At 64.4% G+C, this 21,177-nt stretch carries 23 protein-coding genes; 13 read left to right on the top strand and 10 right to left on the bottom strand.

Going from position 1 to position 21,177, the window contains the following annotated elements; translation table 11 throughout:
- From GC162_09835 to GC162_09820, 4 genes are read right to left on the bottom strand one after another with little or no spacing between them, the layout of a single operon-like run.
- Positions 1-399, bottom strand: a complete 399-nt coding sequence (locus tag GC162_09835; GenBank protein ID MBI1368939.1) for a DNA-binding protein — start codon at positions 397-399, stop codon at positions 1-3.
- Between the two features lie 32 nt (positions 400-431).
- Positions 432-944, bottom strand: coding sequence for a hypothetical protein (locus GC162_09830; protein ID MBI1368938.1), 513 nt, complete (start codon positions 942-944; stop codon positions 432-434).
- Positions 928-1,431: a YkgJ family cysteine cluster protein gene (locus GC162_09825; GenBank protein ID MBI1368937.1), complete on the bottom strand. Its 504-nt coding sequence runs from the start codon at positions 1,429-1,431 to the stop codon at positions 928-930. Before GC162_09825 ends, GC162_09830 begins: the two co-directional genes overlap by 17 nt.
- Positions 1,395-2,336 (bottom strand): histone deacetylase, encoded by a 942-nt coding sequence (locus GC162_09820; GenBank protein ID MBI1368936.1) that lies wholly within the window; start codon positions 2,334-2,336, stop codon positions 1,395-1,397. Before GC162_09820 ends, GC162_09825 begins: the two co-directional genes overlap by 37 nt.
- A gap of 23 nt (positions 2,337-2,359) precedes the next feature.
- Here GC162_09820 and GC162_09815 point away from each other — a divergent pair, with 23 nt between their 5' ends.
- The 3 genes from GC162_09815 (at position 2,360) to GC162_09805 (ending at position 5,043) form a co-directional block, all read left to right on the top strand.
- Positions 2,360-3,004 carry a hypothetical protein gene (locus GC162_09815; protein MBI1368935.1) on the top strand — a complete coding sequence of 215 codons (645 nt, stop codon included), beginning with the start codon at positions 2,360-2,362 and terminating at the stop codon, positions 3,002-3,004.
- A gap of 115 nt (positions 3,005-3,119) precedes the next feature.
- Positions 3,120-3,923: an SDR family NAD(P)-dependent oxidoreductase gene (locus GC162_09810; protein ID MBI1368934.1), complete on the top strand. Its 804-nt coding sequence runs from the start codon at positions 3,120-3,122 to the stop codon at positions 3,921-3,923.
- 4 nt (positions 3,924-3,927) lie between these two features.
- Positions 3,928-5,043 carry a DUF3298 domain-containing protein gene (locus GC162_09805; protein ID MBI1368933.1) on the top strand — a complete coding sequence of 372 codons (1,116 nt, stop codon included), beginning with the start codon at positions 3,928-3,930 and terminating at the stop codon, positions 5,041-5,043.
- A 16-nt stretch (positions 5,044-5,059) separates the two neighbouring features.
- Here GC162_09805 and fliM read toward each other — a convergent pair whose 3' ends face one another.
- Positions 5,060-6,088, bottom strand: coding sequence for a flagellar motor switch protein FliM (fliM, locus tag GC162_09800; GenBank protein ID MBI1368932.1), 1,029 nt, complete (start codon positions 6,086-6,088; stop codon positions 5,060-5,062).
- 56 nt (positions 6,089-6,144) lie between these two features.
- Here fliM and GC162_09795 point away from each other — a divergent pair, with 56 nt between their 5' ends.
- Genes GC162_09795 through GC162_09780 form a run of 4 tightly spaced genes read left to right on the top strand, consistent with a single transcriptional unit; the run spans position 6,145 to position 10,329 of the window.
- A complete protein-coding gene (locus GC162_09795) occupies positions 6,145-8,082 on the top strand; it encodes a DUF255 domain-containing protein (GenBank protein MBI1368931.1) in 1,938 nt (645 codons plus the stop codon).
- A 17-nt stretch (positions 8,083-8,099) separates the two neighbouring features.
- Complete coding sequence (locus tag GC162_09790; GenBank protein MBI1368930.1) at positions 8,100-8,984, top strand: alpha/beta hydrolase fold domain-containing protein; 885 nt, start codon at positions 8,100-8,102, stop codon at positions 8,982-8,984.
- The gene (locus GC162_09785) at positions 8,981-9,877 is read left to right on the top strand and encodes an alpha/beta hydrolase fold domain-containing protein (protein ID MBI1368929.1); all 897 of its coding nucleotides are present in this window, start codon (positions 8,981-8,983) and stop codon (positions 9,875-9,877) included. Before GC162_09790 ends, GC162_09785 begins: the two co-directional genes overlap by 4 nt.
- On the top strand, positions 9,874-10,329 hold the full coding sequence (locus tag GC162_09780) for a RidA family protein (protein ID MBI1368928.1): 456 nt from the start codon (positions 9,874-9,876) through the stop codon (positions 10,327-10,329). Before GC162_09785 ends, GC162_09780 begins: the two co-directional genes overlap by 4 nt.
- A 49-nt stretch (positions 10,330-10,378) precedes the next feature.
- Here the strand turns inward: GC162_09780 and GC162_09775 are convergent, their stop codons facing one another.
- Both GC162_09775 and GC162_09770 read right to left on the bottom strand, forming a co-directional pair.
- The gene (locus tag GC162_09775; GenBank protein MBI1368927.1) at positions 10,379-11,185 is read right to left on the bottom strand and encodes a hypothetical protein; all 807 of its coding nucleotides are present in this window, start codon (positions 11,183-11,185) and stop codon (positions 10,379-10,381) included.
- A 7-nt stretch (positions 11,186-11,192) separates the two neighbouring features.
- Positions 11,193-12,305: a helix-turn-helix domain-containing protein gene (locus tag GC162_09770; protein MBI1368926.1), complete on the bottom strand. Its 1,113-nt coding sequence runs from the start codon at positions 12,303-12,305 to the stop codon at positions 11,193-11,195.
- On the opposite strand from GC162_09770, the gene GC162_09765 reads away from it, so the two are divergent.
- The 6 genes from GC162_09765 to rfaE2 all read left to right on the top strand — a co-directional run bounded on the left by GC162_09765 (position 12,211) and on the right by rfaE2 (position 17,963).
- Complete coding sequence (locus tag GC162_09765) at positions 12,211-13,056, top strand: phytanoyl-CoA dioxygenase (GenBank protein ID MBI1368925.1); 846 nt, start codon at positions 12,211-12,213, stop codon at positions 13,054-13,056. The genes GC162_09770 and GC162_09765 overlap by 95 nt on opposite strands.
- Positions 13,057-13,074: 18 nt before the next feature.
- A complete protein-coding gene (locus tag GC162_09760) occupies positions 13,075-14,136 on the top strand; it encodes a hypothetical protein (protein ID MBI1368924.1) in 1,062 nt (353 codons plus the stop codon).
- A gap of 14 nt (positions 14,137-14,150) precedes the next feature.
- Entirely contained in the window at positions 14,151-14,708 is a 558-nt protein-coding gene (locus tag GC162_09755; protein MBI1368923.1) for a DUF2062 domain-containing protein, read from the top strand.
- Complete coding sequence (maf, locus tag GC162_09750; protein ID MBI1368922.1) at positions 14,651-15,319, top strand: septum formation protein Maf; 669 nt, start codon at positions 14,651-14,653, stop codon at positions 15,317-15,319. The genes GC162_09755 and maf overlap by 58 nt, the downstream gene beginning before the upstream one ends.
- Before the next feature lie 101 nt (positions 15,320-15,420).
- Positions 15,421-16,473 carry a tetraacyldisaccharide 4'-kinase gene (lpxK, locus tag GC162_09745; GenBank protein MBI1368921.1) on the top strand — a complete coding sequence of 351 codons (1,053 nt, stop codon included), beginning with the start codon at positions 15,421-15,423 and terminating at the stop codon, positions 16,471-16,473.
- Positions 16,470-17,963: a D-glycero-beta-D-manno-heptose 1-phosphate adenylyltransferase gene (gene rfaE2, locus GC162_09740; GenBank protein MBI1368920.1), complete on the top strand. Its 1,494-nt coding sequence runs from the start codon at positions 16,470-16,472 to the stop codon at positions 17,961-17,963. The genes lpxK and rfaE2 overlap by 4 nt, the downstream gene beginning before the upstream one ends.
- A 125-nt stretch (positions 17,964-18,088) precedes the next feature.
- Here the strand turns inward: rfaE2 and GC162_09735 are convergent, their stop codons facing one another.
- From GC162_09735 to GC162_09725, 3 genes are read right to left on the bottom strand one after another with little or no spacing between them, the layout of a single operon-like run.
- Positions 18,089-19,831 carry a hypothetical protein gene (locus tag GC162_09735; GenBank protein MBI1368919.1) on the bottom strand — a complete coding sequence of 581 codons (1,743 nt, stop codon included), beginning with the start codon at positions 19,829-19,831 and terminating at the stop codon, positions 18,089-18,091.
- A 3-nt stretch (positions 19,832-19,834) separates the two neighbouring features.
- Positions 19,835-20,125, bottom strand: a complete 291-nt coding sequence (locus GC162_09730; GenBank protein MBI1368918.1) for a hypothetical protein — start codon at positions 20,123-20,125, stop codon at positions 19,835-19,837.
- A 39-nt stretch (positions 20,126-20,164) separates the two neighbouring features.
- Complete coding sequence (locus GC162_09725; protein ID MBI1368917.1) at positions 20,165-21,127, bottom strand: LysM peptidoglycan-binding domain-containing protein; 963 nt, start codon at positions 21,125-21,127, stop codon at positions 20,165-20,167.
- Positions 21,128-21,177: the final 50 nt, after the last annotated feature.

The following is a 21,177-nucleotide window of genomic DNA, read 5'->3' as shown; positions in this document are numbered from 1 at the left end:
TCAATTCGGCTCGACCACTTTCAGCATGTCCGGCGATTTGATCTCGATCTGCGGGATGTCCTTGTGCAGGACGACCTTCCCCGTTACGCGCACCGTCTTGCCGACGTAGTTTTTTTCCGGCGATTCGCCGAATTTGGCGCGGTCGTCGCCCCAGATGACGATCACGAAGCGCGACGGATCGGGATGATCCTTGCCGACGTTCAGGAACGTGGGCTTGCCCTTGATATGTTCGAGATACACCGCCCCGGCGACGGGGCCTTCGACCGTGCATGTCTTGCCCACATGCTGCTTCGCTTCGCTCCACGGCACGATCGCCTCGTCCGCCGCCAGGGCCGCTCGCATCAATCCCGCGCAAACGAGCATCACACCGACACAGGCCCACATTCGATACGTCTTCATGAGCGCGTTCCTTTCGTGCCTCCGTGAATCGATCATCCGTTCGCCGCGCCGCCCATCGCCGCACGCGCGTCTTCCAGCCCCATCCGCCATTCCATGTAACGGTACGTCAGACCCCGCTGATCATGCAAGCGGCGAAGCTCATTTTGATATTGCTCATACACCTCGTTCTGCCACGATTTCGCCGCCGGATCGCAGTAATAGATTCGGCAGCCGAGGGGCCGAATGGCATGCACGCCGCACATCTTGCTCATCTGAAACGGACACCCGTCCATCCCTCGCAGTTCCGCCGCGTCGAGCCGGGCGCGTGCGTCCGCGTCGATCTGCCCGAGCATCCATGCGATCTCGAGCCCCGTCACGTAGAGCCGGTGCCCGTAGCTTTCGAACTTGCAGCATTTGCCGCTGAGCCAGCACGTCGGCGATCGGCCCGCAATGTCGTCGACGAGCCGGTCATAAAGATCGCGCAGCGCGTGATCCACCGCCGCTTCGCCCGCCGCGTCCGCCCAGCTTCGCCAGACCCGCCTGTCATCTTCAGTGAGGTGTGCCATCGCGCATGATACGGATTTTTTCGATCGGGTAGAACGTGCCCTTGGCGCCCTCGCTCGGCAAGCCGCCCTTCGTCATCCCGGGGCACCGCTGCGCCCCCGCCTTCCATCCCGACCGGCTCCGCAGATTCTCCGGCCAGAAAGGCCACGTCCGACACTGCGTCGGACGCACCGGATAGATCGAACACCCCGCCTTCCCGTTCGCGTCGCGCTTCAGAAAAACGCAGTCGTGTCCGTGCTCCGTCAGGTTCTCATTGAGCGTGTAGTGCCCGTGCACCTTCCGCGCGTACTTGCGAAGAAACTCGTTCGGCAGCATCTTCACGTACTCGGCCATCGACTTCAACTCGTCCAGATGGAACCACACGTATCCCTCCGGCCCGGTGCAGCAGTTGCCGCATTGCGTGCACGTGAAGCTCATGCCCTCCGCGTACCATTCCTGCTTGACCGAATCGCTCATGAAAGTAACGCCCTTGTGTGTGCGGCCGCGCATCGCGCCAGAGCCGCCAGATTGTAGCCGCCTTCGAGCAGACTGATGACGCGCCCGCCGCAGTGCCGCTCGGCGATCTGAACAAGCTGCTGCGTCATCCATGTGAACGCCGCGTCGGTCAGTTCGATGTTCGCCAGCGGGTCCTCCGCCGCCGCGTCGAAACCGGCGCTGATGAGCAATACCTGCGGGCCGAACACGTCGAGTCGCGGCAAAATCGTCGCCTCGAACGCTGCCTGATACTCCCGGTCGCCGGCGCCGGGCGGCATGGGGACATTGAGCGTGAACCCCTCGCCCTTGCGAAGTCCGATCTCGCGGGCGAAGCCGGAGCCGGGGTAGAGCGTGGCGGGATCCTGGTGGATCGAGATGAACAGCACATCATTGCGATACTCGAAAGCATGCTGCGTCCCGTTGCCGTGGTGCACATCGAAATCGACGATGGCGATGCGTTCAAGCTTGTGATGGGTAATGAGATGATCGGCCGCGAGGGCGATGTTGTTGAACAGGCAAAAGCCCATCGCCGTGTCGAACTCCGCGTGATGCCCCGGCGGGCGGGCGGTGACGAAGGCACGCTCAATCTCGCCGTGCATGACCGCGTCCGCCGCATCGACCGCCGCGCCGGCGGCGAGCAGCGCCACGTCATAACTCGCCCGGCAGATCACCGTGTCCATCGAGTCGATATGCCGCACGCCGCTCCTGCATGTGGCGGCGACGCGCTGGATGTAGTCCGCATCGTGAATCGCCGCGAGTCTCGCCGGGTCGATCGGCGTCGGCGTGAGGCGGACCAGCTCGTTCGCCAGCCCCGACTTTTCAAAATGCTCGACAATCGCGCGCAAACGCTCGGGGCGCTCCGGGTGCTGGCCGGTGTCGTGCTTGAGGTAATCGTCATGATAAAACCAGCCGACGCTCATGAGGCGAGCATACCATACGGGCGATGCGATGGGATGTGGTGGACATTGTCGAAGGCGCGTTTGACGCGCTGGCGAAGGCCGCGCGGGACTGCGATGCGGAGCAGGCGGTGTACGGCATCGATGCGCTGGCGGAGTTGGGGCTGCACCCGATCATCCAGCGCGGCCTGCGCGACGCCGGTTTCGGCGTCCGGCCCGAGCAGGCGTTTCCCTCCGCGCTGGGCGCACGCAAGCGCAAAAGCGAGGGCAAGCGCTGCGACATCGTGCTCATTCCCGATGGCGCGTCGCTCGTCGATCCCGAAGCCGAGGCGACGCTGTTCAGTCCCGACGACGCCGTGCCGCTCGAAGCGGCGTACTGGCTGGAGATCAAGACAGTCAGCCAGTTCACAACCGACGGCCCGTTCGCCCGCTACTCCGCCGAACTGCTCAGCCCCGTCCGCCAGGACATCCGCAAACTCGCGCAGGACCCGATGATCTTTCACGCCGGTCTGCTGCTCGTGCTCTTCACCATCGACCGTCCCACCGCCGAGCACGATCTGAAAATCTGGGAGGAGCAATGCCTGAAGCGCGCCTTCCCCGTCGCCCCGCCCATCGTCCGCGACATGCCCATCACCGACCGCCTCGGCAACGCCCACATGACGGTGGCGCTGTTTCCGATTCGACGGCTGTGAGGCGGGGATCGGGGATCAGGGGTTGGGGATCGGTCGGACATTTCCGCCATCCTGATCATCCTGTGATCCTGTCGACTTTTCCAGAATTTGAATCGGTATAATCGCCGTGCTGCGTATGAAACCTTCCGAGGCACATTCCGCCATCGCGCTCGTCACCGGTGCTTCCAGCGGCATGGGCGCCGCCATCGCCCGTCGGCTCGCCGCGCGTGGATGGGTCACGCTGCTCCTGGCCCGCCGCGCTGACAAGCTCGCCGCCGTCGCCGATGACTGCCGCTCGCACGCCCCGTCGCATGCCCTCCCCTTCGATCTTTCGGACACCGAAGCGCTCCCGGCCATGATGCACGAACTGATGACGACCCACGGCTCGCCGACCGTACTCGTCAATGGCGCCGGGTCGGGCATGTACGGCCGGTTCCTCGATCAGACGACCGACACGGAAGACTACCTCCACCGCCTCAACTACCTCGCCCCGTCGCGCCTGATTCGTGAAACGCTGCCGTCGATGCTCCGGCAGCGGCGCGGACATGTGATCAACATCGCTTCGATCTCCGCCAAGATGTCGCCCTGGGGTCACGCCACCTACACGCCGACCAAGTCCGCGCTGGTCGCGCTCACGCAGACGCTCGCCGCCGATTACGCCGACTCGGGCGTGCATTTTTCGTATGTGCACCCGGGCGTCGTGAACACGCCGTACTTTCATACGTCCAAACCGATGGAGCTGCTCTGGAACGTGGTCCGCCCGCACGCGATCGAGCCGGACACCGTGGCCCGACATGTGGTGAATCTGCTCGACCACCCGAAGCTGGAACTCTGCGTTCCGCGCGGCTACCGCATCCTCGACTATCTCAAAGCCCTGAGCCCCACGCACACCCACCGCCTCGTCGCCCGCAACAGCAAGCCCAAATCCGACGGAGCGTAAAGCCATGACGCCGACGAAACGCCGCATTCTCTGGACGTTGGGCGCGCTCGCGGCGGCGGCGGGGATCGTCGTGACGATGCTGATCGTTCTGCTCATGCCCTACGAACACGAAGGCCCGACGCCGGGCGGGTATTACATGGGCACGCTGCCGGACGGGCGGGCGGTGACGATGACCCTCTATCCGCGCGAGGACAAGCTGGGCGGGTCGATTGAACTGGAGAATGACGAGCACACGGGCCAGTGGATCGAAGGCGAAATCGACGCGGGCGGGTCGGTGCGGATCGATGTCAATCCGAATCAGGATGTAAAGCTGCACCTGAGGGGAAAGCTGGACGACGCATCAGGCCGGCTCACCGGCGAGCTGATCATCGGCGATGGTCCGCCGCAGGCGATGGCTTTTGATCGGGTGATGACCAACTGGCGCATCGAGCGACGGACCGGCGTGCGGATCGGCGATCGGGGATGGGCAGCGCACTACACGGCGGAAGTGCCCGATCTGAAGGGCTCGCCGCTGCGTGACGCGATGCGGGCGGAGTTGATGCTGATGGCCCGCGCGTCCGCCGGGTCGCTGAACGAGAGCACGAGTTGGCGGGATGTATGGGAGAGTATGTGGGAGCCAAGCGCAACGAATTACTGGGAGGGAGAAACGTCCGTGGAGATGCTGCTCGATGACCCGACGATGATCAGCGCGGTCATCACGGACTATGCCTACACCGGCGGGGCGCATGGCAACTCGAATCTCAATGCGCGCGTATTCGCACAGCGTGATGACGGTTCGGTCGGCGCGGTCGTGCTAGAGGATGTCATCGTCGACACGCCGGCGGCGAAGGAGAAACTGGTTGAATTGTGCTGCAAGGCGCTGCGGGCTGCGGGGGCGACTTCGCTGAGCGATTATGAAGCGGGTCGGACGAAGCCGCCGATTTCGATCGACAATCTGCACACGTTCGCCGTCGTGCCGTCGGGGTTGCGGTTTTACTTTTCGCCCTATGAAGTGGGTTCGTACGCGGAGGGGGCGTACAGCATCACGATTCCGTGGGGGGAACTGGCCGGGATCATGATCAGGGACGGGCCGGTGGCGAAATGGCTGGAAGAAAAAACACGCGACAAGTCGGCTCGCTAAACGGGAAGACGGCGAATCACACGCGGTCTTTGGGTGTGATCGCGCGGGTGATTTTCAGGGCCCGGTTGCCGCGGTACTGCCCGAGGTTGGCGAGGAACTTCTTTTTGCCCTCGAGCGTCAGCACGACGGGTTGGGCGGCGGCCTTGTCGGTGAGGATCACGTCGCCAGGCGCCATGTTCATCAGGTCGCGCAGCGTGATCGTCGTCTCGGCGAGCAGCGCGGTCGACATCAGCGGGGCGCGATTGAGCTTGTCGGCGAGCCGCGTGCGCAGACTCGTGTTGGCCTTGCTGCGCGTGTAGGAGTTCCAGCTCTGACTCGAAAGCTTGTCGATCACCGGCTCGATGACGTTGAACGGGATGCACAAGCTCATCGTCCCGGCGCGCCCGCCCATCTTCAATTCAAACCCCACCACCACCACCACTTCGTTGGGCGGCACGATCTGCACAAGCTGCGGGTTCGACTCCGTCTCGGCCAGCGTGAAACGCACCGGCGTCAGCGCGGACCAGGCCTCCGTCAGCGCGCTGGTCGCGCGATCGGTGATCTTGCTCACGAGTCGCTGCTCGATCTGCGTGAGCGGACGCTGCGGGATGAACAACTCGGCGTTCGACCCGCCGAGCAGACGGTCGATGATCGGGTAGATGATCAGCGGGCTGATCTCCAGGCACATCTGCCCTTCGAGCGGCTCGCAGCGCAGCAGATTAAAGCTCGTCGGATTGGGCAGCCCCTGCGTGAACTCGGCGTAGGTAAGCTGCTCAATGTTCGCCACTTTCACTTCGACGATCGTGCGGAGAAAGCCCGAGAGCTGCGCGCCGAAGTTGCGGCCGAAGCCCTCATGAAGCTGCTCCAAGGCGCGCATCTGGTCCTTACTGACGCGCTCCGGGCGCTTAAAGTCGTAGAGGCGGATTTCAAGCTGCTTGGTCGGGCGACGCTGATTGGAAAAGACCTGCACGTTGGACGCTTCGCCGGCTTCGGCCGCGGCGACTTCCCCGCCGCCGATCGCCGCCAGCAATGCATCAACATCACCCTGATCAAGGACTTCCGCCATAAGGACTTTATCGGAACGAAGGCCCCCGCTTCTTCAAATCCCCGCACAGCCCCGGTATGATGCCCCGAACCGCCGCCCCCACACCGACGTTTCAACCACGCATGACTCATCCGCCCCGCCATTTTCCCGCCCTGCTCGCCTGTCTGATGCTCAGCATGATCGCTGTTCAGACGCGCGGACAGTTGACGGACCCGGCGGGGTTCGGCGACGCCTTCGGCGCGCCGGACGCGACTTCCGGGAGCGGGGCGCGCGAGCCGGTGGTCAAGTTCGACACGCGCTGGCAAGGCGAGGCGATCGCCGCCGACTCGGAGGGCGCGCTGGCGATTGAGCTGGACATCGATCCGCGCTACCACATTCAGCTGCATAAGCCGCAGCTTGACTACCTGGTGCCGACGGATGTGAAAGTCACGGGGCTTCCGGCGGGCGTATTGGTGTCGGGCGTGCGATACCCCGAGCCGCACCCGATCGTCGTCGACTTCGGAGAAGGTCCGCAGAAACTCGACTTCTACGCGGGCAAGGCGGCGATCGTCGTGTCGCTGCACGTCGGGCCCAGCGTCGCGCCGGGCAAGTACGACCTCGAAGCGGCGACGACGTGGCAGGCGTGCGATGACAAGACGTGCCTGCAACCGCAGACGACGATCAGCAAGGTCACGCTCACCGTCGCGCCGGCGGGGACGAACATCGCGGAAAGTCATGATGCCCCGTTCGATGTGCTCCGCCAACCGATCGCCGACGTTCCCGCAGGCGCGAACACGCTCAACATCCCGCTGTTCGGCTATGACTTTTCGATTGATCCGACAAAGTTGTGGTTGTTGCTGCTGATCGCCTTCATCGGGGGTTTTCTGCTGAATTTCACGCCATGCGTGCTGCCCCTGATTCCGATCAAGATCATGGGCCTCTCGGCGGCGGCGGGTCATCGCTCGCGCTGCCTGATGCTCGGAGCCGTGATGAGCGGCGGCGTCGTGTTCCTCTGGCTCGCATTGGGCATCGCCATCGCGACCGTCAGCGGGTTCACCGCGACGAATCAGCTTTTCCAGAAGCCGTGGTTCACGATCGGCGTGGGCGTGATCATCGCGATCATGGCGGCGGGCATGTGCGGGCTGTTCGCCGTTCGACTGCCGCAGAAGGTCTACATGTTCAACCCGTCGCACGACACGGCGTTCGGGTCGTTCCTCTTCGGGATCATGACGGCCGTGCTTTCGACGCCGTGCACCGCGCCGTTCATGGGCGCCGCCGCCGCATGGGCCGCCACGCAGAATCCCGCCGTCACGCTCTCGACCTTCGCCGCCATCGGGTCGGGCATGGCGTTCCCCTACCTGCTGCTCTCGGCGTACCCGAAGCTCATCGACCGCATGCCCCGCACCGGACCGGCCAGCGAATTGATCAAGCAGGTGATGGGTCTGTTCATGCTCGCCGCCGCGGCGTTCTTCGTCGGCACCGGCGTCTCGGGCCTGATCGTGACGCCGCCCGATCCGCCGACGCTCGCCTACTGGTACTTCGTCGGCGCGTTCATCATCGCCGCCGGGACCTGGCTGACCTGGCGCACGATCGCACTCAGACCCAAACACCGCGCGAATCTCATCACCTTCGTCCTGATCGGCCTGCTGTTCATCGGGGCCGGGGCGCACCTGGCGTACTGGTACACGCGCCACGGGCCCGTCAACTGGGTCTACTACACGCCCGAGCGCCTCGAAAATGCGAAAAAAGACGGCAAATTCATCGTCCTCGAGTTCACCGCGCAGTGGTGTCTGAATTGTCACGCCCTCGAGCATGCCGTGCTGTTCGATCCGCGCGTCACGGCGGCGCTCAACAGCAATAAGGTCGTGCCCATCAAGGTTGACCTGACGGGCGACGACAACGGCCCCGGCAACGCCCTGCTCACGCAACAGGGCCGCCGGTCGATCCCGCTGCTCGTCATCTACGCGCCCGACGGCAAGGTCGTCTTCGAGTCCGATGCGTACACGGTCAGTCAGGTGCTCGAAGCGCTCAAGTGACCGACGATGGAGAACCCATGACGCGCCATTTCGCAATCGCAGCCGTGCTGATCGCTCTGCTCACCACGATCGCGCCGGCGGCGGACCGCTTCGCCACCGATGCGAAACCCACGCGGCTCGTCACGTACAAAACCGTCGGCGATGTCGAGTTGAAGCTGCACATCTTCGAGCCGGCCGGACACAAGGCGACAGATCACACGCCCGCCATCGTGTTCTTCTTCGGCGGCGGGTGGGTCGGCGGCACACCCGCGCAGTTCTACCGGCAGGCGGCGTACCTTGCGTCGCGTGGGATGTGGGCGGCGACGGCGGAGTATCGCGTCAGCAGCCGCAATCACACGACGCCCATCGAATGCGTCAAGGACGGCAAGAGCGCGATGCGATACGTGCGGGCTCACGCCGCGGAACTGTGCATCGACCCCGACAAGCTCGCCGCCGGCGGCGGGTCGGCCGGGGGACACGTCGCGGCGGCGACGGCGACGGTCACCGACTTCAACGAAGACGGCGAAGACACGAGCGTGTCCGCCGTGCCCGATGCGCTTGTGCTGTTCAACCCGGTGTACGACAACTCCGAACATGGCTACGGCTACGACCGCGTCAAGGAATACTGGCAAAAGATCAGCCCGATGGCGAACATCGAAAAGGGCATGCCCCCCGCGATCGTCTTTCTCGGCACGCAGGACAAACTCATCCCCGTCGACACCGCCAAGGCGTTCCAGAAGAAGATGCAGGACATCGGCTCGCGCAGCGAACTGATGCTTTTTGAGGGCAAAGGCCACGGATTTTTCAACGACGGCGATGCGTACTTTCAAACCACCCGCGCGATGGACATCTTTCTCACATCGCTCGGCTACCTCAAGGGCGAACCGACGATCGGCGAAAAGCCCGAGGGAGACAAACCATGAAGCGTCTGACCGGTCTGTGCACGCTGCTGATGCTCACCGCTGTCGCGCTCGGCGCCGATGATCCGCTTCGTCCGCCGGAGGCGCAGGCGATGCCGTACAAGACAATCGACGGCACCACGCTCAACCTGTACCTCTACAAACCCGCCGACTGGCAGGCGAGCGATCATCGGCCGGTAATCGTGTTCTTCTTCGGCGGCGGGTGGAAGGCCGGTTCGCCCCGGCAGTTTGAGCATCAGTGCGAATACTTCGCTTCACGCGGCATGGTGGCGATCACGGCCGACTACCGCGTCGCCTCGCGCCAGAATGTCAAAGCCGTCGACTGCGTCACCGACGCCAAGAGCGCGATCCGCTTCGTGCGGGCGCATGCCGCGCAGCTCGGCGTCGATCCGAATCGCATCGTCGCCTCCGGCGGGAGCGCCGGCGGGCACATCGCCGCATGCACCGGTGTGATCGACAAGTTCGACGATACCGGCGAGGAAGCGACCGTGTCGTCGAAGCCGAATGCGATGGTGCTCTTCAACCCCGCCGCGGCGCTGGCGCCGTTCGAGGGCAGCCCCAAGGCGTCGGAGGAGTTGATCGCCTCGCTGCGTGATCGCTGCGGCGTTGAGCCCGTCGAAATCTCGCCGGCACATCACATCCACCCCGGCGTCGTGCCCACGATCATTTTCTTCGGCACCGACGATTCGCTGCTGTCCGGCGGGGAATACTTCACGAAGCAGATGATCGCGGCGGGCAATCGGTGCGAACTGCGCACCTGGCCGGGCATGAAGCATGGGTTTTTCAATTTCGGTCGCAACGACAATAAGCCGTATGTCGAGACGCTCGACGCCGCCGACCGATTCCTCGCATCGCTCGGTTATCTTGCCGGCGAGCCGACGATCAAAGCGCCATGAACATCACTGACCGACTAGCCGAGTTGAATCTGACCTTGCCGGCGGCGCCGAAGCCGGTCGCGGCCTATCTGCCCGCGGTGCGCAGCGGGAATCTGATCTTCGTCAGCGGGCAGTTGCCCTTCAGAGACGGCAAGCTCGCAAGCACCGGCGCGGTCAGCGACATCGCCCTCGCGCAGGCGGCGGCGGGTCAGTGCGTGCTCAACGGTCTGGCCGTCCTCGGCGACATGATCGGCGGCGACTGGTCGAAGTTCGTGCGCGTCGTGCGCGTCGGCGTGTTCGTGCAGAGCGCCGCCGGCTTCGATCAACAGGCGGCGGTGGCGAACGGAGCGAGCGAGCTTCTGCAGAAAATCTTCGGCGAATCCGGCCGACACGCCCGCGCGGCCGTCGGCGTCAACGCCCTGCCGCTCCATGCGACGGTGGAAATCGAATTCATTTTCGAAGTGCGCGGCTGAGAGAGAGCAGTTCGCCCACGGAGGACGAATCGCAATATCGTGATTGACTTCAGATCCCCGGCCGATACGTGCAGACGGTTTTGCTCGTTTCCCAGACGCGGACCTGCTCGAGCTTGACGCCGCGCTTGGCGACGGGGGATTCGAGCATGTCGTAGACGACCTTGGCGATGTGCTCCACCGACGGATTGAGCGATGCGAACTGCGGCACATCGACGTTCAGATGTTTGTGATCGAGTTTCTCGATCACCGCTACGTCGACGAGCTTGTCGAGGGCGCCGACTTCGATGGCGTGACCGGCGGCGTCGATTGGCGAGCGGACGGTGACTTCGACGCGGTAGTTATGCCCGTGCCCCGCGGGGTTGTTGCACTTGCCGAACACTTCGCGGTTCTCGGTGTCCGACAGGGCCGGGGTGTGCAGACGATGCGCGGCGGCGAACTCGAACTGCTGGCTGACGAGCACATGGGTCATGTCCGATACCTCAATGCCGATCGAAACCGTCGGCGTCAATCGCAATTCGACCTTCACCACCGTCCGATCCAGCGGCCCCCCGGAAGCTCCCAACATGCTGATCATAGTCGCCATCAATCGCCCCAGCGGCGCGTCCGCCCGCTTCGCCGCGGCGCTGATCGCCGGCAGCGCGTGCGTCCGCGCCGCTTCGTCGATCCGCTTGATGTTCATGAAATACCCCGTGTCCCGATCCGCATCGCCCACGCATGTCACCGTCAATTCGTAATACCGCCCCAGCCCGCGCATTGGGGGCCAGGCGGCGAACGAATTGCTTACCTCCGCGTCGACATCGAGCGACCCGTCGGCGGCCAGACAGAACCGAATCGTGCGTGCAAGTTCGACGCGCATGCCGTGATCATACCCGATCGTTTGACGCCTGATCCGCCTGCGTGAATCGACGGCGGAACTGGCCGGGGCTGCATCCTTTGAGCCGGGCGAACTGGCGATTGAAATTCGCGGCGTTGTTGAAGCCCGAGGCGTAGCAGACCTCCAGCACCGTGCGGTCGGTCTCGATGAGCAGACGACTCGCCCGCCCGACGCGCAGCTCGTTGATGTACGCCGTCATCGTCCGCCCCGTCGCCTTGCGGAAAAACCGGCTCAGGGCGGCGGGGTTCATCCGCACCATCTTCGCCACCTTCGCCTGATCGATCGAGCCGGTGAAGTGCTCATTGAGAAACCCGCACACCGCATCCACCCGCTGCCGATCGTGCGACCGCGCCGATGGGATATACCCCTCGCTCGCCAGCGTGTCGAACGTGCTGGTCATCGACAAATGACCCAGCGCCGTCAGCAGCGTGAACAGTCGCACGTGACCGTCGGTCATAAGCATCGACGCGAGCATCTCGGCGACGTGCCCGCAAATGTCGCCCTTGAAACGAAGCCCCCGCCTGGCGCGCTCAAGCATTTGCGCGAGGCGCGTCATCTCGGGCACATCAAAAAATCGCCGGCCCAAAAAGTCGTGATCGAAGTGCACGACTGTGGCGCGATGTTCCCTTGCCGCGTCGTCCTCATCGCTGCACCATGTATGCGGCAGGTTCGGGCCGATCAATACGAGGTCGCCGGCGGCGTAGTCGTCGATGTGGTCGCCGACGAAGCGCCGCCCGCGGCTGTCATTGATGAGCGTCAGTTCGTACTGCGGATGGTAATGCCACGCGAACTCGAACCCCTGGTCCACCCGCTCAAAGCAGTTGAACGACCGGTCCGCTGCGGTTTGGATTTGCTCAAAGTAGGCCTGCATCGAGTATCCTGTTGGCGATTTTAGCTCACAAAATCCACCGCTGGCGCAAATCGGATACATATTTTTGCCAATACGGCGGACGAAACGGCCGGTCATACCGGCGATAATGTCTGCAACACTTCCCATGAGGCCCGCCATGACGACCACCACCGCCGCGACGCGAATTGACCTCGACACGCCGTACCCCCTGACCGCTGAGCAGATCGCGTTTTTCCGGCGGGAGGGATACATCAAGCTCAAGAACGTGTTCAGCCCCGCCGAGCTTTCGCACTTCGGGCCGATCATTACGAGGAAGGTCATCGAGCTTAACAACCTCGCCGACATTCCGTGGGAGAAGCGCGACACGTATCAGAAGGCGTTCATACAAGTGATGAACCTCTGGCGGCAGGACGAAGCGGTTCGGGCGTTCACATTCGGGAAACGACTGGCGCGGATCGCGGCGGAACTGATGGGCTCGACCGGCGTGCGGCTCTATCACGATCAGGCGCTGTACAAGGAACCGGCGCGCACCGCCGGCGGCGGACATACGCCCTGGCACGCCGACCAATACTACTGGCCGATCGATACGCCCAGGACCTGCACCGCATGGGTCCCCCTGCACGCGGTGCCATTGAACATGGGCCCCCTGAGTTTCGCCGCCGAGAGTCATCAGCACGAGATCGGCCGCGATTTGCAAATCAGCGACGAGTCGGAAGCGAAGCTGCAAGCCGAACTATCCGCGGCGGGGTTCGCGAATATCGTCGAACCCTTCGATCTGGGCGAGGTCAGTTTTCATTACGGATGGACCTATCACCGGGCGGGGGCGAACACGTCGAGCCAGCCGCGCGAGGTGATGACGGTGATTTATCTGGATGAGGAGGCGAAGGTGGTCGAGCCGCGCAATGAGCATCAGGTCAATGATCACAAGACGTGGCTGCCGGGCGTGAAGGTCGGAAATGTCGCGGATTCCCCGCTCAATCCCGTGCTGTACCGGCGGGGCTAGGGTGCGTATATTACCCGGATGAATCGGCCGGCGGAGAACCCCCAGCGCATTCTGATCGTCAGGCCCAGCGCCTTGGGCGATGTCGCGCGCACCGTGCCCGCGCTGGTGAGTCTCAAGCGTGCCTTCCCCGCCGCGGACATCGACTGGCTCGTGCAGGATTCATTTGCGCAGGTCATCGCGCATCATCCCGATCTGCATCAGGCGATCGCGTTCCCGCGCAAGGACCTCCGCGCCGCCGTGCGAATGTGTTTTGCGCTGCATCGCCACCGTTACGACCGCGTGTATGACTTGCAGGGCCTCCTCCGCAGCGGCCTGTTCACCGCCGCGACGCTCGCCCCGCGACGCATCGGGGCCGGCGATGCGCGCGAGATGGCCTGGCTCGGGTATACGAAGCGCATCGCCGTCGATCCGGCGAACGTGCACACGGTCGACCGCATGCTCGCCATCATCGAAGCCGACGGCGTGCCGATCGTGCGCGACATGCGGCTCCACGTCAGCGTGCCCGACAAGCAATGGGCGCGGCAGTTCATGGCCGATCACGGCCTCGAAGCGGAGCGCTTCGCGGTGATCGCGCCGACGGCGCGGTGGGCGAGCAAGGCGTGGCCCGCCGAGCGCTATGACCAGATCGCCGAGCGGCTGGGCGAAGTGGGCATGGAGGCGGCGGTGATCGTGGCGGCGAAGAACGAGCGCGACGCGGCGGCGCTTTTGGTGAATGAAACATCCAAAAGAAAAGTCCGCCGCATCGACCTGATCGGCAAAACGTCGATCGGGCAATTGATGGCGATCTTGAGCCGTGCGGGGCTGGTGCTGGCGAATGATTCGGCGGCGCTGCACATCGCGATCGGGTTAGAACGCCGCGTGGTGAGCGTTTTCGGCCCCACCGATCCAGCGAAGGTCGGGCCTTACCGATATGACATCGGGACCGTGTGTGCGGAGCCCGGACAGCGCCTACACTATCGGTCTACCTCCGACCCGTCGGTCATCGCCTCGGTGAGTGCCGAGCGCGTTTGGCGGGCGGTGACGGAGGTGATGCGATCGGATCCGCCCCGAGGCCTGCCCCAACCGGCTCCCGCCGCTTAACCGGGATCGTCACGATGTTCCGCCGCCACGTTCGCGCCCGCATCCGACTTTACTCCGCCATCACGCGGCGCTTCGTGCTGCACAATCTCCTCCACGCCGACGATCCGCCCGAGCGCCTGGCCCGCGGCGTGGCGATCGGGCTCTTCGTGGCGTTCACGCCCACCATCGGCTTCCAGATGGGCCTCGTCCTTTTTCTGGCATGGCTCTTCCGCGCCAACAAACTCATCGGCCTGCCGATGGTCTGGATCTCCAACCCCGTCACGCTCGTGCCGATCTACTACCCGTGCTACAAGCTGGGCGTGATGCTCACGCGCATGACGCCCGTCAACGCCAAGTGGTGGAGCGATCTGGCCCATCCGCCGGAGGGTTGGTGGAACACGGTCGATTTCTACTGGACGCAGATGGTGGACGTGGCGGTGCCGATGTGGGTCGGCTGCGTCGTCGTCGGCCTGCTCTTCGCCCTGCCCAGCTACATCATCGTGCACCGCACCATCTGCTACTATCGCATCAAGCGATGGGGCCAGTTGATCCCGCCCTCCGCTTCCAAACCGCACAAGCGAGAAGCGGCGTGAGCGCGCGACTCATCCTCGCCAGCACCAGTCCGCGGCGCACGAAGCTGCTCGACGAAGCGGGCATCGCGCATCGGTGCATCGCCCCGCCGTTCGACGATTCGCATTTCGATGTGTCGCATCTGAAGGTGCGGCAGGCGGTGGCGACGCTCGCGCACATGAAGGCGGCAAGCGTGGCGGAATTGCTCGACGCCGGCCTCGTCCTCGGCGCCGACACGCTCGTCAGTCTCGACGAGCATATCCTCGGCAAACCCGCCGATGCGGACGACGCGCGGCGGATGATCGGGCAACTTGTCGGCCGCACACACGCCGTGCTGACCGGCGTGTGCCTCATTGATGCGGCGAGCGGGCGCGAACGGATTTTCGTGGACGAAGCGTTCGTCACGATCGGCCCGCTCGACGACGCGGCGATCGAAGCGTACATCGCCGGCGGGCAATGGCAAGGCAAGGCCGGCGGGTATAATCTGGCCGAGCTGACCGACCGCTGGCCCATCACGGTCGAAGGCGACCCGGCGACCGTCGTCGGCCTGCCGATGCGCCGGCTCGGCGAATGGATCGACGCATTCAACGCCTCCTCATCCCCCTCCCTTGAGGGAGGGGCCAGGGGAGGGTGAAGCGTATCAGTCGATGCGTGTTCCGATTCGGAGCCGTTGCGAAGCGATACGATTTACCCCCCCCCAACCCTCCCCCTAGGAGGGGGAGGGCTCCGAGCCGCATGCCTTTTGTCACATATCTGTCGAGCAACGCATTGAGCCACCCGCCTTTCATCGCCAATCCCTTCGCCCGCGCCGCGGCGGCGTTCGCTTCGCCGTTTTACGCGGCGGGCGTCACGCTGCGCAATCTCGCCTTCGACTCGGGCGTGCGGCGGATGCACAAGGCGCATGTGCCCGTCATCAGCGTCGGCAATCTCACCGCCGGAGGCACGGGCAAGACGCCGATGGTGATTTACCTCGTGCAGGCGCTTGGCAAGCTCGGCGCGACGCCGGCGGTATTGATGCGCGGATACAAGGCCGACCCGAACGTCGGCTCCGAAGAACGCCTGCTGCTGGGCGAAGCGCTGGGCGACACACCGATCATCACGGATGCGGATCGCGCCCGAGGCGCGCAGCTCATCGGCCGCGAGCATCCTCAAGTCAATGTCATCGTGCTCGATGACGGGTTTCAGCATCGGCGTCTGCACCGCGATCTGGACCTGGTGCTCATCGATGCGACGAATCCGTTCGGCTATGGGCACATTCTGCCTTGGGGCCTGATGCGCGAGCCGCGCGGGGCGCTCAAACGCGCAGATGCGATCATCGTCACGCGCTGCGATCAGATTGACGCGCCGGCGCTCGACAAGCTGGACGCCACCTTGAAGTCGATCACCGGTCAAGTACCCCTCGCCCATGCGTCCCATCACTGGGCGTCGATCACCGACGGGCGCGACCAGAGCGTCCAAACCAGCGGGCAAAGCGTCATCGTGATGTGCGCGATCGGCAATCCGCGGGCGCTGATCGCGCAAGCGGAAGAACGCTTCGACGTGGTCGAGTCCATCGTGCTGCCGGATCACCACCACTACCGGCCGGAGGACCTGCGGCGAGCGGATCAGCTCGCAAAACAGACCGGAGCCGCGGCCGTGCTCACGACCCACAAGGATTGGGTCAAACTCCGGACCCTGATAGAATCAACGCCCCTGTCCGTCCCCGTCTGGCGGCCCCATCTGGTCATGCGGCTCGACAACGGCGCGGACGCGCTGACCGAACTTGTGAGCAAGACGCTTCACCCATGAAACACCTCGTCGAATTCATCGACCGCTGGCAAACCCGACGCGTCATCGTCGTCGGCGACTTCATGCTCGATCAATACGTTTACGGCAACGCCGAGCGATTGAGCCCCGATGCCCCCGTCCCCGTCCTGCGCGTCGACCGCGAGGAGCACATGCCCGGCGGAGCGTCGAATGTCTGCATGGACCTGGCGGCGCTGAAGTGCCATGTCACCTGCATCGGCGTGACCGGCGCCGACGCGACCGGCGACCTGCTTCGCGCAAAACTTCGGGAAGCAAAGTGCGATTCGACGTTTCTCGTCGCCGACGCCTCGCGGCGCACGACGGTCAAGCGTTCATACATCGGTCTGGCCCAACATCGCCATCCGCAGAAAATGTTCCGCGTCGATACCGAAGACAACGGTCACCTCGATTCGGCGACGATCGACAAACTGCTCGCGCATGTCGCGGCGGCGCTCAAGGATGCCGACGTGCTGTGCATCGAAGATTACAACAAGGGCGTGCTCGGCGAGGGCGTCAGTCAGCGCGTCATCGAACTGGCGAAAAAAGCCGGCGTGCCGGTGCTGGTCGATCCGGCGGCGATCGAAGACTATTCGCGCTACCGCGGCGCGACGGCGATCACGCCCAACCGCACCGAAGCGGAGAAGGCCACCGGCAAGACGGCCGGCGACGACGCGGCGGTGCATGCGATGGCCGTGAAACTGCTCGATGATCTGGCGCTGGACGCGGTGGTGCTGACGCTCGATCGTCATGGGGCGCTGCTGCTGGAGCGCGGGGGCGAGCCCACGGCCGTGCCGACGGAGGCGCGGAATGTGTACGATGTCAGCGGCGCGGGGGACATGGTGCTCGCCATGCTCGCCGGCGCGCGGGCCAATGGGGCCAACTGGCTCGATGCGGTCAAGCTCGCCAACGTCGCGGCGGGGCTCGAAGTCGAAAAATTCGGCGTCGTGCCCATCCCGCTCGAAGAAGTCCATCTCGCCCTCTTGCTGCGCGATCATCATCAGATGGGCAAGGTCCGCACGGCCGATCAGCTTGAGGCGGAACTGAAGGCGTGGCGCCAGCAGGGACGCAAAATCGCCTTCACCAACGGCTGTTTTGACATTCTTCATGCCGGTCACGTCCGCGTTTTGCAGGGCGCGCGGGCGATGGGCGATCTGCTCGTATTGGCGGTGAACACGGACGTGTCGATCCGGGCGCAGAAGGGACCGCAGCGCCCGATCGTCAATGAGGACGAGCGCGTGCAGCTCCTCGCGGCGCTCGAGTGCGTCGACTACATCGTGCTGTTCGGCGACGGCAAAGGCGGCGAAGGCGACACGCCCATCCCGCTCATCAAGCGACTCCAACCCGATGTGCTCGTCAAAGGCGGGACGTACAGCCACGACCAGGTCGTCGGCTGGGAAATCGTCGAAAGCTACGGCGGAAAAGTCGCGACGGTCCCGCCGGTGGAGGGATTATCGACGACGAACATCGTGGAGCGCATTCGCGGGAAGGCGTGAGCGGATTTGTATTTCAATGACCATTGACAAATGGCTGATGACCAATGCATTGGTCATTAGGCATCAGGCATTTGCTATTGGTCATATCGGAAGGGAACGCCGCGGGTGTCGGCAGATGAACTTCGTCAATCCGCTGAGGCGATCGACGCGCCGCGGGGGGCGTCCTGGTTGTCGGGGGGGACGCCGAGGTAGGTGAGGGATTTTTCCATGACGTTTTTGGCGACGGGGGCGGCGACGATGCCGCCGTAGTAGCCGATGGCGGCGTCGGGTTCGTGGACGGTGACGAGGGTGATGAGGCGGGGGTTATTGAGGGGGGCGCCGCAGATGAAGCTGGCGTTGTAGGCGCGGTCCTTGTATCCGCCGTGCACGCGGTCGGGGACCTGGGCGGTGCCGGTCTTGCCCCAGAGGCGATAGATCGCCGAGTCGGCCTTGCGGCCGGTGCCTTCGGTGACGACGCGGCGGAGGGTGTCGCGCGTGTGCTGGGCGGCGTCGGCACTGATGGCGCGCTGGTAGATGGGCGTGTCGGCTTCCTCGCCCAATACGCTGGGCGAGACGATGACGCCGCCGTTGGCGAAGGCGCTGAACGCCTTGACCATCTGCACGGGCGTGACGGCGATTTCCTGTCCCATCGGCACGCTGGTCAGCGAGTATTTGGACCACTGGTTGAGCGGATTGACGATGCCCGGCGACTCGCCCGGCAGCGCGGTGCCGGTGCGCGTGCCGAAACCGTAGCTTGTCACGGCGTTGAAGAGCGCGCGGCTGCCCATGCGTTCGCCGACTTTGCCCATGCCGATGTTGGAGGAGAAGATGAGCACGTGATCGAAGTCGATGAGCCCGTGGGCATGAGCATCGCGGAGGCGTCGGCCGTAGGAGGTCACGTAGACGCCGCTGGTGGTGCAGTCGTACATTTCCGATCCGCGGGTCACGCCGGTGGAGAGGGCGGCGCCGTAGACGAAGGGCTTGAAGATCGAGCCGGGCTCGAACGGATCGGTGATGCAGCGATTGCGGCGCGCCTCGCCCTGCGCCGCGGCCGGATCATTGGGATCGAACGGGGGCCAGTTGGCCATCGCCAGAATCTGCCCCGTTCGGGCTTCCATGACGATCAGCTCGGCGCGCTTGGCCTTGAACTGCCGGCAGGCCTCGGCAAGCTCCTTCTCGGCGATCGACTGGATCACCATGTCGACGCTCAGGCGGAAGCTGCGCCCGTCGTCGGAAGGCACATACTGCGACTGCTCGATCCAGAGCGGATTGCGGCTGACGTCGCGAAGCGTGTGCACCCGGCCCGGCTCGCCGCGCAGGAGCGAGTCCAGCGCGAACTCGACGCCGTCAAGTCCCTTATGCTCAGCCCCGACGAAGCCGACAAGCTGCGACGCGAGCTGACCCTGATGATAGATGCGCACAGGGTTGGGCTCGACCCCCAGGCCGGCGAGCTTCAGGTCCTGTACCGCCTTAACCTGAGCTTCATCCAGCAAAGGGTTTATAACGATATACCGGCTGTCAATGCGGCGACTAATGAGCTGATCGATCCGGGCGGGGTCATCGCCAATGGCGTGCGCGACGTGGGCGGCGAACTCGTCGATATCGGTGATGGCCTTGGGGTCGGCGAAGAGGCGGTAGCCGAGGTGGGTCGAGGCGATGGGCCGGCCGCGCGTGTCGGTCAGGTCACCGCGGCGGGCGAGGATGCTCGCTTCGGACCCGCGGTTTTCGATGAAATCGTGCAGTCGGCGTTCAGGGTCAAGCTGAAGCTGCACGACTCGCCCGAGCAGGCCGAACATCACCAGCGACAGGCCCGCCACGAGAATCAGCCCGGTGCGATAGATTCGCACGGGCTGCTTATCGAGGTCGGCGTTCGGCTCGAACTTGGGCAAAGCTCATCGTCCCCCGGGTGAGTCGGTGCTGGCGAAGCGCGTCGCCGGGGAGGCGGAGGGCGCGACGGGCTCGAGCGCCAACTGGGCGGCGTCGATGCGGTTGCGAAGCTGGCGCGGCTCGAGCACGTTGGCCGCCTTGCCCTGCGCATCCCATATTTCCTGCCGCAGATGCACAATCTGCTGATGCAGCACCGCCGAGTCGTTGGCAAGCTGAATGCGATGTTGACGCAACACGAGCATGGCCGAGGCCAGGCAAACGAGCAGCAGCGTCATCGTCACGAGCTTGGCAAACATGAGGCGTCGCCGGTGATGAAAAGGAACGAAGCGATCCGATCAGCGGGCGGGCACGCGGATGACCGTCCCCTCCGCGATGCGATCGGGGTTGGAAATGCGATCCTTGTTAAGCTCGTAGAGCTTCTGCCAGTTCTTGGACGAGCCCATGAACTTGGCGGCGAGACTCGAGAGCGTGTCGTCCTCTTGGACCGTGTACTCGGCGGTCCTGGTCGCCTGCGGTGCGGTCGGCTTGGGCGACGCGGCGGGCGGCGTCGAAGCCGGCGCGGGAGCAACATTTCCGGGGGCGGGGGCGGATTTGCTGGGGATGATCAGCCGCACGCCCGGGCGGACGAGGTTTTCGTTGGGGATCGCCTTGCGGTTGGCGTCGAGAATGATCTGGTAATCGCCGGGGTTGCCATAGTACTGACGGGCGATGGCCGAGAGTGTTTCGCCTTCCTTGACGTAGTGGATGGTCTGTTTCGGTGCGGCGGTCGTGTTGCCATTGCTCATGACGCCCAGCGTCGCGCGGTGACCGTCGACGACGACGAAGCCTTCGGGGATGGCGCTGGTGCTGCTCACGCCGGTGTTGGAAGAACCGGTGGTCGGAACAGGATTGGGCGTCGGGCGGACGGTGTCGCGGGCGGATTCGACGGCGCGCTGCTGGCCGATGATCCCCGCCGTGTTGGGCGGCAGGTCGGTCATCGTCTTCATGGCGGGAATCAGATCACGATCCAGCCCGTCCTGCCGGATGATGTCCGGACGCGGCCCGGCGGTCGTCGCGGCGTGTTCGCCGGGATTGCCAAGCTGCGACGGCAGCGGCAACGGCGACGATGCGCCCGGACCCGAATCGCTCAAGCGCACGGGCGAGGGAATCATGTCGCGGCTGATTTCCGGCGGGACGTTGCCGGCGAGCTGCGCGGGCTGCTGACGCTGCGCATCGGAAAGATGATCGCTGATCAGAATCCCGATGAGGATGATCACGCCCATTCCCACGAGCAACCCGATTTTCGTTTCCCTGGTCATTGTCGATTCGTCCCTGAAAGTTAAAGGCGAGGGCCAGTCCGTTGGCTGTA

This window comes from Planctomycetota bacterium (assembly GCA_016125255.1).
Classification (GTDB): Bacteria; Planctomycetota; Phycisphaerae; order Phycisphaerales; family Zrk34; genus RI-421.
Note: the sequence above shows the minus strand (reverse complement) of the source record. Positions and strands in the feature narration are given on the sequence as shown.

Bases quoted from the DNA above. Each gene is read 5' to 3' on its own strand.
- GC162_09835 (MBI1368939.1), bottom strand. From the start codon at position 399: ATGAAGACGTATCGAATGTGGGCCTGTGTCGGTGTGATGCTCGTTTGC.
- GC162_09830 (MBI1368938.1), bottom strand. From the start codon at position 944: ATGGCACACCTCACTGAAGATGACAGGCGGGTCTGGCGAAGCTGGGCG.
- GC162_09825 (MBI1368937.1), bottom strand. From the start codon at position 1,431: ATGCGCGGCCGCACACACAAGGGCGTTACTTTCATGAGCGATTCGGTC.
- GC162_09820 (MBI1368936.1), bottom strand. From the start codon at position 2,336: ATGAGCGTCGGCTGGTTTTATCATGACGATTACCTCAAGCACGACACC.
- GC162_09815 (MBI1368935.1), top strand. From the start codon at position 2,360: ATGCGATGGGATGTGGTGGACATTGTCGAAGGCGCGTTTGACGCGCTG.
- GC162_09810 (MBI1368934.1), top strand. From the start codon at position 3,120: ATGAAACCTTCCGAGGCACATTCCGCCATCGCGCTCGTCACCGGTGCT.
- GC162_09805 (MBI1368933.1), top strand. From the start codon at position 3,928: ATGACGCCGACGAAACGCCGCATTCTCTGGACGTTGGGCGCGCTCGCG.
- fliM (MBI1368932.1), bottom strand. From the start codon at position 6,088: ATGGCGGAAGTCCTTGATCAGGGTGATGTTGATGCATTGCTGGCGGCG.
- GC162_09795 (MBI1368931.1), top strand. From the start codon at position 6,145: ATGATGCCCCGAACCGCCGCCCCCACACCGACGTTTCAACCACGCATG.
- GC162_09790 (MBI1368930.1), top strand. From the start codon at position 8,100: ATGACGCGCCATTTCGCAATCGCAGCCGTGCTGATCGCTCTGCTCACC.
- GC162_09785 (MBI1368929.1), top strand. From the start codon at position 8,981: ATGAAGCGTCTGACCGGTCTGTGCACGCTGCTGATGCTCACCGCTGTC.
- GC162_09780 (MBI1368928.1), top strand. From the start codon at position 9,874: ATGAACATCACTGACCGACTAGCCGAGTTGAATCTGACCTTGCCGGCG.
- GC162_09775 (MBI1368927.1), bottom strand. From the start codon at position 11,185: ATGCGCGTCGAACTTGCACGCACGATTCGGTTCTGTCTGGCCGCCGAC.
- GC162_09765 (MBI1368925.1), top strand. From the start codon at position 12,211: ATGACGACCACCACCGCCGCGACGCGAATTGACCTCGACACGCCGTAC.
- GC162_09770 (MBI1368926.1), bottom strand. From the start codon at position 12,305: ATGTATCCCTCCCGCCGGAAAAACGCGATCTGCTCAGCGGTCAGGGGG.
- GC162_09760 (MBI1368924.1), top strand. From the start codon at position 13,075: ATGAATCGGCCGGCGGAGAACCCCCAGCGCATTCTGATCGTCAGGCCC.
- GC162_09755 (MBI1368923.1), top strand. From the start codon at position 14,151: ATGTTCCGCCGCCACGTTCGCGCCCGCATCCGACTTTACTCCGCCATC.
- maf (MBI1368922.1), top strand. From the start codon at position 14,651: ATGGGGCCAGTTGATCCCGCCCTCCGCTTCCAAACCGCACAAGCGAGA.
- lpxK (MBI1368921.1), top strand. From the start codon at position 15,421: ATGCCTTTTGTCACATATCTGTCGAGCAACGCATTGAGCCACCCGCCT.
- rfaE2 (MBI1368920.1), top strand. From the start codon at position 16,470: ATGAAACACCTCGTCGAATTCATCGACCGCTGGCAAACCCGACGCGTC.
- GC162_09730 (MBI1368918.1), bottom strand. From the start codon at position 20,125: ATGTTTGCCAAGCTCGTGACGATGACGCTGCTGCTCGTTTGCCTGGCC.
- GC162_09725 (MBI1368917.1), bottom strand. From the start codon at position 21,127: ATGACCAGGGAAACGAAAATCGGGTTGCTCGTGGGAATGGGCGTGATC.